Annotated in this window: 12 protein-coding genes and 5 pseudogenes; 10 read left to right on the top strand and 7 right to left on the bottom strand. The window is 57.2% G+C overall.

Annotated elements, in window-relative coordinates; translation table 11 throughout:
- Position 1 precedes the first annotated feature (1 nt).
- The 3 genes from EQW76_RS19860 to EQW76_RS19870 all read right to left on the bottom strand — a co-directional run bounded on the left by EQW76_RS19860 (position 2) and on the right by EQW76_RS19870 (position 3,132).
- A complete protein-coding gene (locus EQW76_RS19860) occupies positions 2-1,147 on the bottom strand; it encodes a Xaa-Pro peptidase family protein (RefSeq protein WP_142831586.1) in 1,146 nt (381 codons plus the stop codon).
- Between the two features lie 146 nt (positions 1,148-1,293).
- A complete protein-coding gene (locus tag EQW76_RS19865) occupies positions 1,294-1,986 on the bottom strand; it encodes a GntR family transcriptional regulator (RefSeq protein WP_142831585.1) in 693 nt (230 codons plus the stop codon).
- 117 nt (positions 1,987-2,103) lie between these two features.
- Complete coding sequence (locus EQW76_RS19870) at positions 2,104-3,132, bottom strand: LacI family DNA-binding transcriptional regulator (protein WP_142831584.1); 1,029 nt, start codon at positions 3,130-3,132, stop codon at positions 2,104-2,106.
- A gap of 303 nt (positions 3,133-3,435) precedes the next feature.
- Between EQW76_RS19870 and EQW76_RS19875 the strand changes: the two genes are divergently transcribed.
- The 3 genes from EQW76_RS19875 (at position 3,436) to EQW76_RS19885 (ending at position 7,110) form a co-directional block, all read left to right on the top strand.
- Positions 3,436-4,413, top strand: coding sequence for a sugar ABC transporter substrate-binding protein (locus tag EQW76_RS19875; RefSeq protein WP_142831633.1), 978 nt, complete (start codon positions 3,436-3,438; stop codon positions 4,411-4,413).
- Between the two features lie 155 nt (positions 4,414-4,568).
- Positions 4,569-6,104 carry a sugar ABC transporter ATP-binding protein gene (locus tag EQW76_RS19880; RefSeq protein WP_142831583.1) on the top strand — a complete coding sequence of 512 codons (1,536 nt, stop codon included), beginning with the start codon at positions 4,569-4,571 and terminating at the stop codon, positions 6,102-6,104.
- A gap of 55 nt (positions 6,105-6,159) precedes the next feature.
- Complete coding sequence (locus EQW76_RS19885; RefSeq protein WP_244615503.1) at positions 6,160-7,110, top strand: ABC transporter permease; 951 nt, start codon at positions 6,160-6,162, stop codon at positions 7,108-7,110.
- A 685-nt stretch (positions 7,111-7,795) separates the two neighbouring features.
- Here the strand turns inward: EQW76_RS19885 and EQW76_RS19890 are convergent.
- Entirely contained in the window at positions 7,796-8,614 is an 819-nt protein-coding gene (locus EQW76_RS19890; RefSeq protein ID WP_142831581.1) for an alpha/beta hydrolase, read from the bottom strand.
- A gap of 228 nt (positions 8,615-8,842) precedes the next feature.
- Here EQW76_RS19890 and EQW76_RS29870 point away from each other — a divergent pair, with 228 nt between their 5' ends.
- From EQW76_RS29870 to EQW76_RS19915, 5 genes and pseudogenes are all read left to right on the top strand, one after another.
- Positions 8,843-9,037 carry a type II toxin-antitoxin system HicA family toxin gene (locus tag EQW76_RS29870; protein ID WP_244615502.1) on the top strand — a complete coding sequence of 65 codons (195 nt, stop codon included), beginning with the start codon at positions 8,843-8,845 and terminating at the stop codon, positions 9,035-9,037.
- 5 nt (positions 9,038-9,042) lie between these two features.
- Positions 9,043-9,443 (top strand): annotated as a pseudogene (locus EQW76_RS19900) (type II toxin-antitoxin system HicB family antitoxin).
- 165 nt (positions 9,444-9,608) lie between these two features.
- Positions 9,609-9,788: a hypothetical protein gene (locus EQW76_RS19905; protein ID WP_142831579.1), complete on the top strand. Its 180-nt coding sequence runs from the start codon at positions 9,609-9,611 to the stop codon at positions 9,786-9,788.
- A gap of 33 nt (positions 9,789-9,821) precedes the next feature.
- Positions 9,822-10,076 (top strand): annotated as a pseudogene (locus EQW76_RS19910) (transposase); the annotation flags it as partial.
- Between the two features lie 637 nt (positions 10,077-10,713).
- Complete coding sequence (locus EQW76_RS19915; RefSeq protein ID WP_024318408.1) at positions 10,714-11,013, top strand: DUF736 domain-containing protein; 300 nt, start codon at positions 10,714-10,716, stop codon at positions 11,011-11,013.
- A gap of 36 nt (positions 11,014-11,049) precedes the next feature.
- On the opposite strand, the gene EQW76_RS19920 is transcribed toward EQW76_RS19915, so the two are convergent.
- Complete coding sequence (locus EQW76_RS19920; RefSeq protein ID WP_244615500.1) at positions 11,050-11,973, bottom strand: DEAD/DEAH box helicase family protein; 924 nt, start codon at positions 11,971-11,973, stop codon at positions 11,050-11,052.
- 797 nt (positions 11,974-12,770) lie between these two features.
- Between EQW76_RS19920 and EQW76_RS19925 the strand changes: the two are divergent.
- Positions 12,771-13,041: pseudogene (locus tag EQW76_RS19925) on the top strand (WGR domain-containing protein).
- Positions 13,042-13,471: 430 nt separating this feature from the next.
- Here the strand turns inward: EQW76_RS19925 and EQW76_RS29875 are convergent.
- Positions 13,472-13,652 (bottom strand): annotated as a pseudogene (locus tag EQW76_RS29875) (hypothetical protein); the annotation flags it as partial.
- Between the two features lie 406 nt (positions 13,653-14,058).
- Here EQW76_RS29875 and EQW76_RS19935 point away from each other — a divergent pair.
- Complete coding sequence (locus EQW76_RS19935) at positions 14,059-14,337, top strand: HU family DNA-binding protein (RefSeq protein WP_142831578.1); 279 nt, start codon at positions 14,059-14,061, stop codon at positions 14,335-14,337.
- 45 nt (positions 14,338-14,382) lie between these two features.
- Here EQW76_RS19935 and EQW76_RS29880 read toward each other — a convergent pair.
- Positions 14,383-14,553, bottom strand: a pseudogene (locus tag EQW76_RS29880) (DUF736 family protein); the annotation flags it as partial.
- Positions 14,554-14,656: the final 103 nt, after the last annotated feature.

The following is a 14,656-nucleotide window of genomic DNA, read 5'->3' on the forward strand; positions in this document are numbered from 1 at the left end:
GTCAATTGGCGAATGGCTCGGCCGGTCCTTTTGCGGGGGTCGTGAACCAGCGCGGCCCGGTTTCCGTCATGTAGATGTGGTCCTCCAGCCGGAGACCGAAGCGCTCCGGAAAGACGATCATTGGCTCGTTAGAAAAGCACATTCCAGGTGCGAGAACGGTCGCATTGCCACGGACCAGATAGGGCTCTTCATGAATGTCCAGCCCAAGCCCATGGCCGGCGCGATGCGGAAGGCCAGGCAGCCGGTAGTCGGGGCCAAGACCATATCTCGACAGTACGGCGCGCGCGGCGTCGTCGAGCGTGCTGCACGCCGCGCCGATTTTCGCGGCATCAAAGACCGCCTGTTGCGCTTCCCGCTCGATTGTCCAGGCCCGGGCAAAGTCTTCGTCCGGGTCTTCCAAGACGTAGGTTCTCGTCAGGTCCGAATGATAGCCGTCGATGCGGCAACCCGTATCGACGAGGACGACGTCGCCGGCATGGTAGACTTGGTCTCCATCGACGCCGTGGGGCAGGGAGGTGGCCTCGGCAAAGGACACGATGCAGAAGCTGGATCCGTCGGGGACACCGAGCGCCCGGTGCTGCTCATCGATATATTGCACAACCTGCGAGGCGCGGATGCCCGGCTTGATGAAGGCATTCGCGCGTCGCTGCACCTCGAGCGTCAGGTTCATGGCGAACTGGATGAGGTCGATCTCGGCGCTGGATTTGCACAGGCGCAGGTCGCGGATCATCCTCCCGCCATCGACGAGGCGTTCCGCACCAAGATTCTGTGCAAGCGCGTGATAGACGAAGAGCGGCAAGGCGTCGTCGAGCGCCAGGCGGCTGTTCGGAGGAAGCAACGCGCTGATGAGGGCGGCACTGCTTTCCTCCTCCTGCCATACGACGACCTCGCCCGGCAACCTCGCCAACGTCTCCACCCGGCCAAGCTCAAAGCCTGGGACGATGTAGTAGAGAGCGCTGGGCGTCACCAGCGCTCCCAGCAAACGCTCGCTCTGATGCCACACCAGGCCGGTAAAATAACGCAGACTTTCTGTCGGGCCGAGCAGGATGCCGCCGCAATCGGCAGCCGCCAGCACCTGTTGCAATAGCCCAACCCGCTGCAAGCGCTCCGGGTCATCGATCCTTGCGACGGGGAAATTCCATTCCATGTGTGGGCTCCTGCAGCGTTCGGCAATCAATGATTTGAAGACGTGGTGGTAATGGCGGTTTGGAATGGACCGTTACGAAAAGCGTCCAGTCCGAAACGGGTTTTCGGCAGCGCTCGACACGCGGATCACCCGTGCGGCGGGTGACGCTAGACGATCGTGATGCGACGGGCGTTGCCGGCATCGCGGGCAACATATTCCTGGATCTGCGCAACAATCTGGTCCGCGTGGCCGGTTGCCAGCGCATCGGCTTTCTCGACGTCCTGGGCCTCGATCGTGGCGATCGTCTCCTCGTGCTCATCGACATATTGCCGTGGCAATCGGTCGTCGAACGTCGAATAGTAGAGCCTCAGGATACGGCGTCCCTCATCCAGCAGCCGGGAGAAGAAGGTCGTATAATAGTGGTTGCCGGCCAGTTCCGCGATTGCGACGTGAAAGTCGCGATTCGCCTCGATCATCGCGTAGGCATCCCTGGACGCCACAGCCTGAGCGAAATCCGCTTGGCACGCGCGGATGTGGGCCATGGCGGTAGAATTGCGCTTGTGGGCGGCACCGCGTGTCGTCACGCGATACATCAATGTCAGTGCTTCGAAATAGGTGGGAAGCGTCGCGAAATCGATGGCCGCGACAATGGTGCTGCGGTTCGGCAAGGTGGTGATCAGTCCATCGGCAGACAGCCGCAAAAGGGCTTCCCGGATCGGCGTCCTCGACATTCCAAAGCGCTCAGACAACTTGACCTCGTCGAGAGGACAGCCGGGCGCCAATGTCATGGCAAGAATCTCCTGCCTGATGGTCGCGTAGACTGTCTGGGTGCCAGAACCGCGTGTGCGGACCAATTCCATATAGCGTTCCCGTTATGTCAATGCAGCCGGAGAATGCGATCAGTGGCAATCTGCGTGCAATCTGTCGACAGGTATTTAATATGGAAATGTTTAAACGTCCAGCACATGCTTTTTGATTTATGTATTTCTTAGCATCGGGACCTGGCTAGGCGATGATGCGGTCTCACCTTCAAGGAGCGCACACTTCAGAAGAAGGGGTTTATCGGCTTCGGAAAACTCGCGGCGGCCCAAGATCATTTCCACCGCCGCGGCAGCGACCGCCGCTATCGGCTGTCGGATAGTGCTCAATCGTGGCGTCGTCATGTAAGAAAGAGGAATGCCGTCGAACCCGACAATGCTAAGGGCAGCGGGTATGGGAATGCCGAGGTCGTAGGCAGCCCGCATGCAGCCGATTGCCTGCTGATCTGAGCTCGCCAGGATCGCCGTCGGCCTCTCGTTGCGTGCCTGTGCCAGCAAATAACTCCCGGCCCGCAAGCCACCTTCATAATCGAATGTGGCCTCCACGACCATGGTACTGCACGATTGGCCGCTGCTGCCGTTGAAAACCTCAACGGCCTCCAGATAGCCACTGAGACGATCATTTGCAGGGACAGAGTCGGACGGCCCGGATACGATACCGATACTGCGATGGCCCAAATTCAAAAGATATTCCGCGCCAAGCCTCGCGCCCTGACGATGGTTGGCAGCAACGCCCGGATAATCCTTAATTAGCCGGTCGAGCACGACGAGCGGCAAACCAAGAGGAGGTTTCGTTGCGTGAAAGCCGTCACTGGGAACAAGGATGATCCCATCGACCTTGCGTCCGACCAGTTGCTCCAGCCGGTCTGCTTCCTTTGCAACGTCATCGAGCGAGGTCATGAAGATGACATTGTAGCCGAACGATGCTGCGGCCTGCTCCGCACCCTGCACAACTTCGGCAAAAAAAGGGTTGGACAAATTCGGGATCACGATTCCGATCAGCCTGCTCACTCTGCTTCGCATGCTGCGAGCATGGGGGTCCGGTCGATAGCCAAGCTCCGCAATGACCTTATCAACGCTGTCGCGCACGTCCTGCGCCACGGAAGCGTGGCCATTCAGCACCCTGGAAACAGTCCCAGTCGCGACCCCGGCGCGCTTGGCAACGTCTCGTATCCCGACCTTCTTCATTTTCAGGCTCTGCCTATGTGCTTCGGAGACCGAACGTCCGATTTACCCTGTCTCATATCGATGGAGATCCGCGCGCTCAATAGCCGTCATTTGACCTGAGTTTGAGAGCGAACTTTGCTTCGCGCAATATAGAACCGGTTCATGTCACGCTGTCAATTTCCTGGCCAGATACATCTCCAAGTTGCATAACTGCGCGAGGATACGGCATTGACAGCGTATATATGACTTGGTATCCGTCGACGATTGGAAACGGTTCATACGGGCGAGGAGGCCCTGGTTTCCAAGACATTGGGGAGGTTTAAAATGTCGAATCTACGAATTCGTAGTGCTTTTCATATCAAAACCCGTCGCAACGTGCTGAAACTCAGTGCGGCTGGCTCGCTTTTTGTGGCCGTCGCATTGTCGATGAGCACTGCTCCGGCCTTCGCCGCTGACAAGCCGAAAGTTGGCCTCATCATGAAGTCGCTTTCCAACGAATTTTTCAAGCAGATGAAGGCTGGCGCCGACGATTACGCCGCCAAGAATAAGGACAAGTTCGACTTCAAGGCCGTCGGCATGAAAGACGAGCGTGATTTCGCATCGCAGGTCGATGCCGTCGAAAACTTTGTGACGCAGAAGTACGACATCATCGTCGTTGCTCCGGCAGACTCTAAGGCCATGGTAACACCGCTGGCCAAGGCGGTAAAAGCGGGCGTAAAGGTCATCAATATTGATGTTGCGCTCGATGAGGGTGCGAAGAAGGCCGCCGGTATCGATCTCGCTTTTTTCGGTCCTGACAACAGGGATGGCGCCAAGCTGGCCGGCGATGCTCTTGCTAAGGATCTCGGTAAGGGTGGCAAGGTCGTCGTCCTGGAAGGCAACCCGGAAGCCGATAATGCCAAGGAGCGGGCGAAAGGCTTTGCCGACGCGATCAAGGCCGGTGGTCTGCAGCTTCTCGACAGCAAAACCGCGCATTGGGAGACCGAAGAAGCTAACACTGTCATGACGAATTTTCTGACCAAATATCATGACATTCAGGGCGTCATGGCTGCCAACGACTCGATGGTGCTTGGTGTTGTGAAAGCGCTTGATGCGGCTGGCGTGAGCGGCAAGATCAAAGTTGTCGGCTTCGACAATATTCCAGCCGTTCAACCTTTGATCAAAGATGGCAAGGTGCTGGCAACCGTTGAGCAATATGGTGCCCAGATGGCTGCCATGGGCATCGATTACGGTCTTCGTGAAATGAAGGGCGAGAAGTTCACCGGCTGGGTCAAGACTGACATCAAGCTCATAACGAAGTAGCTTGTCACTTTGTAGTCCAAACAAAACCGGATGCGCTGGCTCATGGCTGGCGCATCATCTCCCCGGCAGGCATTTGCAAAAATTCCCGCTTATGACTAGCCGCGTCGATTGTTTAGAACCGTCGAAGTGCTGCTGACCCTCATCCGGATCGAACGATGCATGAGATCGACTTGGTACATGAAACCGAAGAAACGATTTTGAGGCTGGACAGGATCGGCAAACGGTTTCCCGGCGTTGTGGCGCTCAAGGACGTTTCCATCGAAATTTCCCGCGGCAGGGGACATGTGCTGCTTGGGGAAAACGGCGCCGGAAAATCTACGCTCATTAATCTTCTCGGCGGCGTGTTCAAACCCGACGACGGGCAGATTTGGTTCGACGGCAGGCGCTATGAGCCTCAGTCGCCCTTTGAGGCCTTCAGCGCCGGCATCCGCATCGTCCATCAGGAACTCCATCCACTATCGAATCTGACGGTTGCTGAAAACCTGTTGTTCGAGAACCTGCCGCGCCGCCACGGACTGGTCGACTACAAGCAGATGAACAGACGCGCGGCTGAACTGCTCGCCGAAGTCGGCCTCGACATAGCGCCAACAATGCAGGCCGGCCGCTTGAGTGTCGCACAGTTGCAATTGCTCGAAATCGCAAAGGCGCTTTGCTACGAAAGCAAATTCCTTGTGCTTGATGAGCCGACTGCGACGCTGACCTCAAAGGAGGTCGATCGCCTCTTCGAAATTCTCAGACGCCTGCGAAACCGCGGCGTAACAACGCTTTACATATCTCATCGCCTCGAAGAGATTTTTGAAGTCGGCGACGACGTGACCATATTGCGCGATGGCCAGCACGTGATTACCCGGCCGCTCGCCGGACTTGCCATTCCTGAAATCGTTGAGCTCATGGTCGGCCGAACGATTGCCAATCTCAACGTGTTCCGCAAAGACAGCACCGTTTATGGCGAAGCCCTCGGAGTGTCGGGTCTCAGGGTAAGCCGCGATAGCCCGGAGTTGTCGTTCTCCGTTGCTAGCGGGGAGATCGTCGGCATCGCCGGCCTTGTCGGCAGCGGCCGCACGCAGGCCGTGCGAGCCATTTTCGGAGCCGATCTGAAAGCCGCCGGGGAGATCAGGGTCGATGGAAAAGTGGTCGAGATCAGATCCCCGAAGGATGCGGTGAACGCGGGCCTTTGCCTTGCGACCGAAGACCGCAAAACACAGGGGCTCATGCTCGACATGACCTGCGCCCAGAACTCGACGATAACCGACCTGCGCAAGATCTCCCGCAACGGACTGATCCTGAAGACGGTGGAAGACAGCAATGCCAGGCGTCTGGTGCAAGAACTGCGCATAAAGACGCCCTCGATCAAACAGGTCGTCAGAACCTTTTCCGGCGGCAACCAGCAAAAGGTGGTTATCGCCAAATGGCTTTTCCGCGGACCGAAGGTGCTCATTTTCGATGAGCCCACCCGCGGGATCGATGTCGGCGCCAAAGCCGAGATCTATGAGCTTGTCTGGAACTTGGCTGCCACGGGAAAGGGCATTCTCGTGGTTTCCTCCGATCTGCCTGAGCTGATGGGCATCTGCCACCGCATCATCGTTCTTTCAGCCGGAAAGATTGCTGGTCAAGTGACACGTGAAGAGTTTGACGAGAGCAAGATCCTCTCACTGGCCTACAAGGAGTATAGTCGTGTCCGAGAACACTGAAACCACGAGTGACGTGAAACGGGTGCGCCTCGTTGATACCATCCTGCGTATTGCAATGCGGGAAGCCGGTGTTGCGATTGCACTCGTCGTCCTCGTCATATTCTTCTCGGCCGCAGCCCCCTATTTTGCGACGCCCGAGAACTTCCTGAAGATTTTCGTTCAGACGGCGATCAACACCGTCCTGGCGTCCGGCATGACCTTCGTCATCCTCGTCGGGGGCATCGATCTCTCGGTGGGTTCGCTTCTAGCACTTTGCACGGTGGTTGGCGCCACCATCATGATCGATCCCCGTCTGTCCCCTTGGCAAGCGATCGTTCTGGCATCAGTTGCCTCCATGGGCGTTGGCCTCATTCTTGGCGGGCTCAACGGCTGGATCTGCGAGAGGTGGAAGCTTCCCTCCTTCATCGTCACGCTAGGAATGCTCAATGTCGCCAGCGGTCTGGCGCGTGTGGTCAGCGATAACTCCACGATTACGGGCCTGCCGCAGCCATACGTCGATTTCGGAAATCTCATCTTCTGGGGCGTGCTGCCGTCGATCTTCCTGATCGCGATCGTCGTCGTTCTCATCGGATGGTTCATCCTGAAATATACGGTTTTCGGGCGCTTCGTGTTTGCCATCGGCACCAACGAAGAGGCCGTGCGCCTTTCCGGCCATACGCCGCGGCGCTACAAAATTGCAGTCTTTGCAATCTCGGGGCTGACTGCCGGGATAGCCGCTATGGTCTATCTGCTCCGGCTGAACGTCGGCAGTCCTGTCGCAGGGATTGGCTATGAGCTAAATGCAATTGCGGCCGTCATCATCGGTGGGACAAGTCTCTCGGGTGGCAAAGGCTCAATTGTCGGAACACTGGTCGGCGCGTGCATTCTGCAGGTATTGTCGACCGGCTTGCAACTTCTGGGCGCCGACGATAATGTCAAACCTATCGTGATCGGTGCCGTTATCGTCCTCGCTGTGATCGGCGATAGCTATCGTGGTAAGCTCTTAGGTATTCTGGAAATGCGGTGAGAGCCGTCGGGCTCATCATTTTCTTCTAGATTTTATCCGGAGTGGTGGGTGAGACAGGTTCGAGCCATCAAAAGCAATTGATGGTGGCAATCAATTCAGACCACTCTGATTAAGATTGAGAGCGAAGCTGTCCGACGGTGAGTGCTGACATTCAAGCGATTAGGTAAAATTCTTTTTTTTCGCGCTATGAAAACCCCAGATTCCATAAGTCGCATGACGCAATCTCTTCCAAGTCAATGATGTAAAAAAGTTTCTTCTGGCTCTCGGCGTGAGGTACCTCCCGTTGGCCGGGAAAGATCTAGGCTTGCCTGCTCTGGCGCGGGGCTTCCCAGCCTGACTTCAGGCGAAATCGGCTTGGATTGAGCGTTGAGAGAAAGCAACTGCTCAAGGCGGACTCGGGAAATGGCGGGGGCAGGGAAACGCATTATATTACTCAATTAACGAACCTTGATCCTGTCCAACTCCTGTTGATGGAGCAACCACCCCCACCTTCCGTCCCCCAACGAATTAAAAGTACGTGGGCCTTCTTCCGCCTCGGCATTGCAAGTCCAAAGTCGGTGAGGTCGCACCTCCGTGAGGCTTCCCTTTGCGGGCGAGGATGGTTGCTGATCAAAATATTTTCATGAAAAATACGAAAGGCAGGACCAGCCCGCCTTTCGCTGTACCTACTCACGCATTCCGACAGCTAAGCTAAGAACTCGAGCAGATCCCTGTTGAGACGCTCGGGGACCGTCGCGAACAGGCCGTGAGGCTCGCCGTCATACTCAATTAGGGTCGCCCCGGTAATACCGGCTGCAGCAGCACGACCCGACGGACCGATCGGGACTGTCTTGTCGCCCGTCCCGTGAATGACCAACGTCGGCATGGTAAACGCTGAGAGATCGCCGCGAAAATCCGTTTTACCGAACGCATCGATGCACTCGATCGTGGCTTTGGGGCTTGCCATGATGCCGAGCGCAAACGACCAATCGAGCACACCCTCGCTAACCGGATTGGTCAGCATCCCGACCCCGTAAAAAGTTTTCGCAAAGGCCTGCAGGAAGGCGAAGCGGTCCTTGCGAATCTGTGCCTTCATATCCTCAAATACACTTGCATCCACGCCATCGGGATTGCTCCCGTCCTTCAGGAGATACGGGACAACAGAAGAAACCAACACCGACTTTGCAACGCGTGACACACCATGGCGGCTGAGATAGCGGGCAATTTCGCCACCACCCATCGAAAACCCGATCAGCGAGACCTGCTGTAGGTCGAGTTCCTCCAGGACACTCGCCAAATCGTCGGCGAAGGTATCATAGTTATAGCCGTCCGCCGGATGGCCTGACTGACCAAAACCACGCCGGTCATAGGTGATCACCCGGTATCCGGCTTCCAGAAGTGCCAGCGTCTGGTATTCAAACATGTCGCCTGTCAGTGGCCATCCATGGATGAGAAGGACAGGACGTCCCTGGCCCATATCTTTGACATGCAATTGCGTACCATCTTTTGCTTTGACGAATGCCATGTAGAACTCCTTCAATTGACGGGGTTAAACCGTTGGGAGCTTGACATGTTCCTGTATCCTCAGCCGCTAACGCCAATTTGCGGGCGTTTCACCACGCCGTGGCAGGCGGCGACCCTGCATTTCGTCCGGGACGCCGCCAATCACGCTTTGTTCGCGGAATGGCTCTCGCCTTACCGTAAATTCCAAGCGACGCTGTGCAATCTTGATTTATACACATTTCGTGTGTGTATTCTCTCTCCGAAGAGCGTCGATATTAACTCTGCCTTGACGATTGATGTATGGTTTAAGGTTGCCAAGAAGGGCAGCCACGTCCAATTCAAACACCCGTCAAAGCTACGCCGGGTAACCGTTCCTCATCCTAAGCAAGATATCCCGTTGACGCTCAAGAGCATCGAAAAGCAATCTGGGCTAAAACTGAGGTAATCACTATGCGCAACTATATCGGACTGATCCACAAGGAAGCCGAAAGCGATTACGGTGTTTCCTTTCCTGACTTCCCAGGTGTCGTAACAGCCGGCACTGATTTGGTTGACGCCCGTCGCATGGCCGAAGAGGCTTTGGCTTTTCACGTCGACGGTCTTGTCGAAGATGGAGAGGCTGTCCCTGAAGCATCTTCCCTCACCGACATTATGGCTGATCCTCATAATTCCTCAGGTGCCGCCATTCTTGTTTCGCTAAAAAAGAAACGAAAAAGGCCGTCCGCGTAAACATCACGATGCCCGAGGATGTCTTGCAGGAGGTGGATGCCTACGCAGAAGCACATGGTTTGACCAGGTCAGGATTTCTCGTTCAGGCATCAAAGCGGGAAATCGGGAAGATTGCGGCTTAGCGATATCCTTCAGATATAAGGCCACCTTGCCCGCCGCCGGCCCTTTTTTGCGGACTTGCGGCATGAGCCACCACTTCAATCTGACACGAGATCCGTTCCAAACCATTTTAGGCTCACCGCCTGCAGCGTGCCATCAGTTTTCAGTGTCTCGATGGCGGCAGTGAATTGACCGGCAAGTTCCATGTCATGCTGGCAAGCCAAAACAAGGCCGACGACATCGGGCCGGAACGGTCGGTCGACAAGGGGGAGACCTTTCGCGCGCTGTTCGTTGCCGGCGCAATGCCGTGGGCGCCGATCAACAGCTGCGCGTTGGATGGAAAACCACGAGGCCGTGCTTTGCACTGAGCTCATTGCAGATTCTCATTTTCTTGAAAGGAGATTGCTCTGCGCCGTCACGAATTGAGCGACGAGGAATGGGCTATCATTGCACCTCTGCTGCCGAACAACAGCCGTGGAATTGAACGTGTTGATGACCGTTGGGTCATCAACGGTATCCTCTGGCGTTTCAGGACTGGTTCAACTTGGCGAGATGTGCCGGAGCGTTATGGCCCGCGCACGACGCTTTACAATCGGTTCTCCCGATGGCGCAAGGCGGGCGTCTGGGATCGTCTTCCGGACGCCGTTTCAAAGCGTTAAGATGGAGACATAGTGATGGTCGACAGTACTTGTGTTCGCGTCTGTCGCAGTCCGCCGAAAGTCTGGGCAAAGTACGTGTTGATGGCGAGCATCAGTTACTGTGGCGATGTCTGTACTTTCGCTTTGTCACTATTACCTCCAGTTGCTTGTCGGCTCCGGAGAAGTCCGGCGTATTGAACAAATCGGAGGTTTAAAATCCATTCCAGCAGTCGGTATGCAGCTCATCCGTTATCGGCACGGCGAGTTTGGCCTCACAGGCCCACGTGTCTTGCTGCCGGTCCTCAAGATGATGGCAATGGCAATGACATCGGTAGGGGCGATGACGCTGCGACAGCGGTGTTCCTGCTGATGATGAGGCGATCATCCACGTCGTTCTCGGCCGACAATGCCGCGAAGCCCCGATACGGCCTCTCATCTCGGATGGTCTGGCGCCGGTCCGGCCTTGGCCTGCAACGGCTTCGCCGACCTTCTTCCCCTGACCGCAAGCGGCCATTCCTCGCGAGCCAACAAGCTCGGCTACCGCCGTCCTCCGCTGGCGCTGTGGTCCTTTGGATGCAGCAGGCCAACCCGTCGCCTCTCGACCGCCATCGAGGCCGCATCGGGCGGCTTCGAACAACTCTCAGGAGAAACGACAATGGCTCAGATCGGCACCTTCACCCGCGACGAAACCGGCGCCTACAACGGTACCATCAAGACCCTCACCCTCAACGTCAAGGCATCAATCAAACCCTGCGACCGCGACAACGATCGCGCCCCGGACTTCCGGGTCACAGCAACGGGTGTCGAGTTCGGAGCCGGCTGGAGCCGGACCGCCCGGGAAACCGGCGCCGAATACCTCTCGCTCAAGCTCGACGATCCGTCCTTCACAGCTCCGGTCTATGCCTCCCTCGTCCAGGGCGACAAAGGCGAGCACAAGCTCATCTGGTCCCGCTGACCAGAAACACGGCGCTCCGCCCACAGCGGGGCGCCCTCATTCGATCACATAGCCCAGCGCGCGATAACCCACTCGTCGCTTTGCCGCCATCCGGGCCAGAACGGGAACGGTGCTATCGACGTAATCGACGACCAAGACGTCTTTCTTACCGTCATGCTGACGATGCAGACGTCCGACATACTGCGCCAAAGTGCCTTTCCAGGCGATCGGCATGGTGAGGAACAACGTGTCGAGCCGGGCGTCATCGAAGCCTTCCCCGATATAGCGGCCTATCGCAAGTATCAGACGCTCATCATCGTCTGCGACATTCAACGCCGTGTTGGCTTGCTTGCGATCCTTCGCCGACATGCCGCCACGTAGCACCACCAGATTTTTTACAAACGGTGAGAACTTCTGCTGCAGATAATCAAGGTGATCCTTACGCTCCGTCAGCAGGATGGGCGAACGTTTGGCCTCGAGGGACTTCAACACGTCATCGAATATCAGGTCATTTCGGCCTTGGTCCTGCGCAAGGGCCGCATAGATCGCTGGCATTGACGGGCGCTCTGCCGAGACGAGTGACGCTGGTAACTCAAACTTCGTCGAACGGTCGCGGGCACGGTGGCGCATACCACGCTCGGCAGCTTGAACTCTTGCATCGACCCGATGGCGAACGGGACCGCATTGCATGAAGATGATCGGATGATGGCCGTCCTTTCGGGCGACCGTCGCTGATAGGCCAACCACGTATCGCGCCTTGGATCTGCGAGCGACAAGTTCAAAACTTGCAGCGGACAGATGGTGGCACTCGTCCACAATCAGATGACCGTAATTTCCCACGATGTCATCGACCTCGCCATTGCGAACCAGGCTTTGGATCAGCGCCACATCGATGATCCCTGTTGGCTTCCTTTTCCCGCCACCGATGATGCCGATCTGCTTTGGGTCGATGCTCAGGAAGGAACTCAGACGCTCTATCACGACTGACACCGGATTGCCATCTTGCTACTCAGCCCATTCGCCTATTCCCAAATTGGTTGTTCTGATGCACCAGGACGCGCCCATGGCGGCGATGCCCTTCCTTTGCGGTAAGGCATCTGCGTACAAACGGGCGGTATTACCGTCGATTTTTCCCCAACTGATCGCCAGCGTACGTCCGCCATATTGAGCATCATCGCCGCGCCAAAGCGACTGCGCCCCGCGGGCGAAACGGCACGGTATACCGTTAGCCTATCCTGCTCTCTGACCAAATCAGTTTGACCACTGTGCTAACGCGCAACTACTATAACATGGCGACCAGACCGATTTCGTGGAAGATGCTGAAGCGGGCCGTCGTCGTGAGGTGTCGGAATGTCGGTGACCGAAACGGTGAGATATCAATAACATCCGAACGAGGCAACGGCTAGCGCAACGCAGGAGAGGATTACCACCCTCAGCGCATGCCCGAAGAATGCGGGCATAGTGCAAAGCGTTCCGCCTCTCCGTCGTGTTTGAGTAAGTCGGGGCTGCGTCCGCCAACCGGCCAGACAGGCCGGGCGGGTGTCGGATAGATCTTGATGCCGTCGCAGTTTGCCGACAATACGCAGCGCTAATCAACGCCCTCGACGCCAAGCGACGACGATGCATCGCTGCCAGAGCATCGTCACCGGGAACGGCGGAGACCCGCTTGCGGGCTTCGTTCGCGAGGTGAATTGAGACGTCCGCCGCAGGCGGATCGCCCGGATCATCGGCCTGCCATCCCATCTAATATTAATCCGCCGTGTCCGGTTCTGCCTGTCATTATCATCCAGCCAAATCAGCTCTACGTCGAACGCAGGGCCCCCATCAAAAACATGGCCTGTTACTATTCTATGTCGATTGAGCCGAATCTGTTCGGCGAGGTCTGTCTTATCCGCCGATGGGGTCGCATTTGGCACCGGTGGTCATAGCCGAGTGCATCATTTCACGCCGGAGGAGGAGGCTGGCAACCTCTTCCTTGAACTGCTGCGAAAGAGGCGATCTCATGGATACGAACCGAAGCCCCATGGCCGCCCGGAGAGCGTCATCTGATCGGCTGCGAGAGGAGGACCGCCAGGGCGTGCCTTCCGGTAAACGTGAGACGGGGTCTCGCCCATTGGATTCAAACGTGATCTTGATCTCGGCGAAGAACGGACTGTTGATCGCGAGCTTCAGGCCAAATTTGTCGTTGCGGAATAACGGGCAGTCCGCGAAATAGGACCGTAGTGCAAGCGTAGGACGCGGCGCCAATGGACGGTGAGGAAGTCGAAGACGCAGGAAACTCTATCGGCGTCGCGTTGCGGCACGACGTCCGGCAGCGCGGTCTTGATTTCGATCACAGAGCGTCGAAAGGCGCCGTGTGGGAACTGATCACTTCCGTGACGGACAGGCGGAACGGGTCTTGGTCGTCATGGAGCTTCCAGTCTATCATGCCGGTCGATCCGGCAGGGTGGCCTTGGCGATATGGTGAAAGCCACCCTAAAAAGGGTGGCTCGGCGCTGAGTCTGACTTCCCGTTCGGCCATCAGGACTTCGCGCCCAGCCAGCGCCAGGTCGAGTTCCGCTTCGATCCGGCGACGTTCGTCCGGGTGTACGTTCGTCCGGGTGTGCGTTCCGCAACTCGGCCTGCAGTTCCACGATGCTCCGTTCCAGTTCGTTTGCCATCGTCGTCTCCTTGACGTTTGTTAAAGACGACGCCCGCGGTCATGGAGGGATGGAGGGGTCAACGGTCGCGATAGAGACCGGCGGAGCCGGCAGGGTGAGCCGAACTTCTGTGGTCGGGCCTCAGGATCGGGCAAGAAATTTCGGGGACCCGCTCGTCCTAGGCCTTCATGCCGCCATGGCATCCTCGGTTGGACGCAGCAGACATTCCCTCTCCGTACTGCCCATTGATCCGCAAGTGGGCTCGATGCCCGCGTGCGGATCCACCAATACAGATGCACCGTGATGCGCCAAATACGCGGTAGCTGTGGAAAAATCAGCAAATCGCTGCTCTTGGCGGGGTGGGTCGATGACAGGGCTGTGATCCTCTGTCAGGGATTTTCGCACGAATGACAATGGGGAGAACGATATGACGACCACCAATGAAATTGCCGACAAGATCGCCGACGAGCACAGTCTCACGAAGGCCCAGGGAAAGGCGATCGTCGAAGCGGTGATTGCATCGATCATAGAGGCAGCGATTGCCGGCGACGAAACGAGCCTTCCCGGCTTCGGAAAATTCAAGGTGAAAGATACACCGGAGCGCGAGGCGCGCAATCCCGCGACCGGAGCGGCCATCAAGGTCGCCGCCGCCAAGAAGCTGGTGTTCACACCAGCCAAGGCGCTGAAGGATGCGCTCAACAAGTGATCTGAGGAAAGCCCCGCCCGGATCGAGCGGGGCTTCGATGTCTGATCAGCGGCGGGTGTTGCGCGACCAGATGAGCTGCAGTCCCTCGTGTCCCTGGATTTCACTGAGCGTCGCGTAGATCGGGGCCGGAAAACTCGGATCGTCAAGTTTGACCGAGATGCAGGCGCGCTCGGTTTCCCGGGCCTGCTTCTGCCAGCCTGCGCCGAATTCGACATTATGCGGTGCACCGCATAAGGTCGATTATGCATAGAGCGGGATTATGCGGAGCGTTGGTCGCTGAAGCCTGCTTTTGCCGATGCTCGCGGTGGATTTTACTCCG

The sequence above is a fragment of the Rhizobium sp. rho-13.1 genome (genome assembly GCF_007000305.1).
Lineage (GTDB): Bacteria > Pseudomonadota > Alphaproteobacteria > Rhizobiales > Rhizobiaceae > Rhizobium > Rhizobium rhododendri.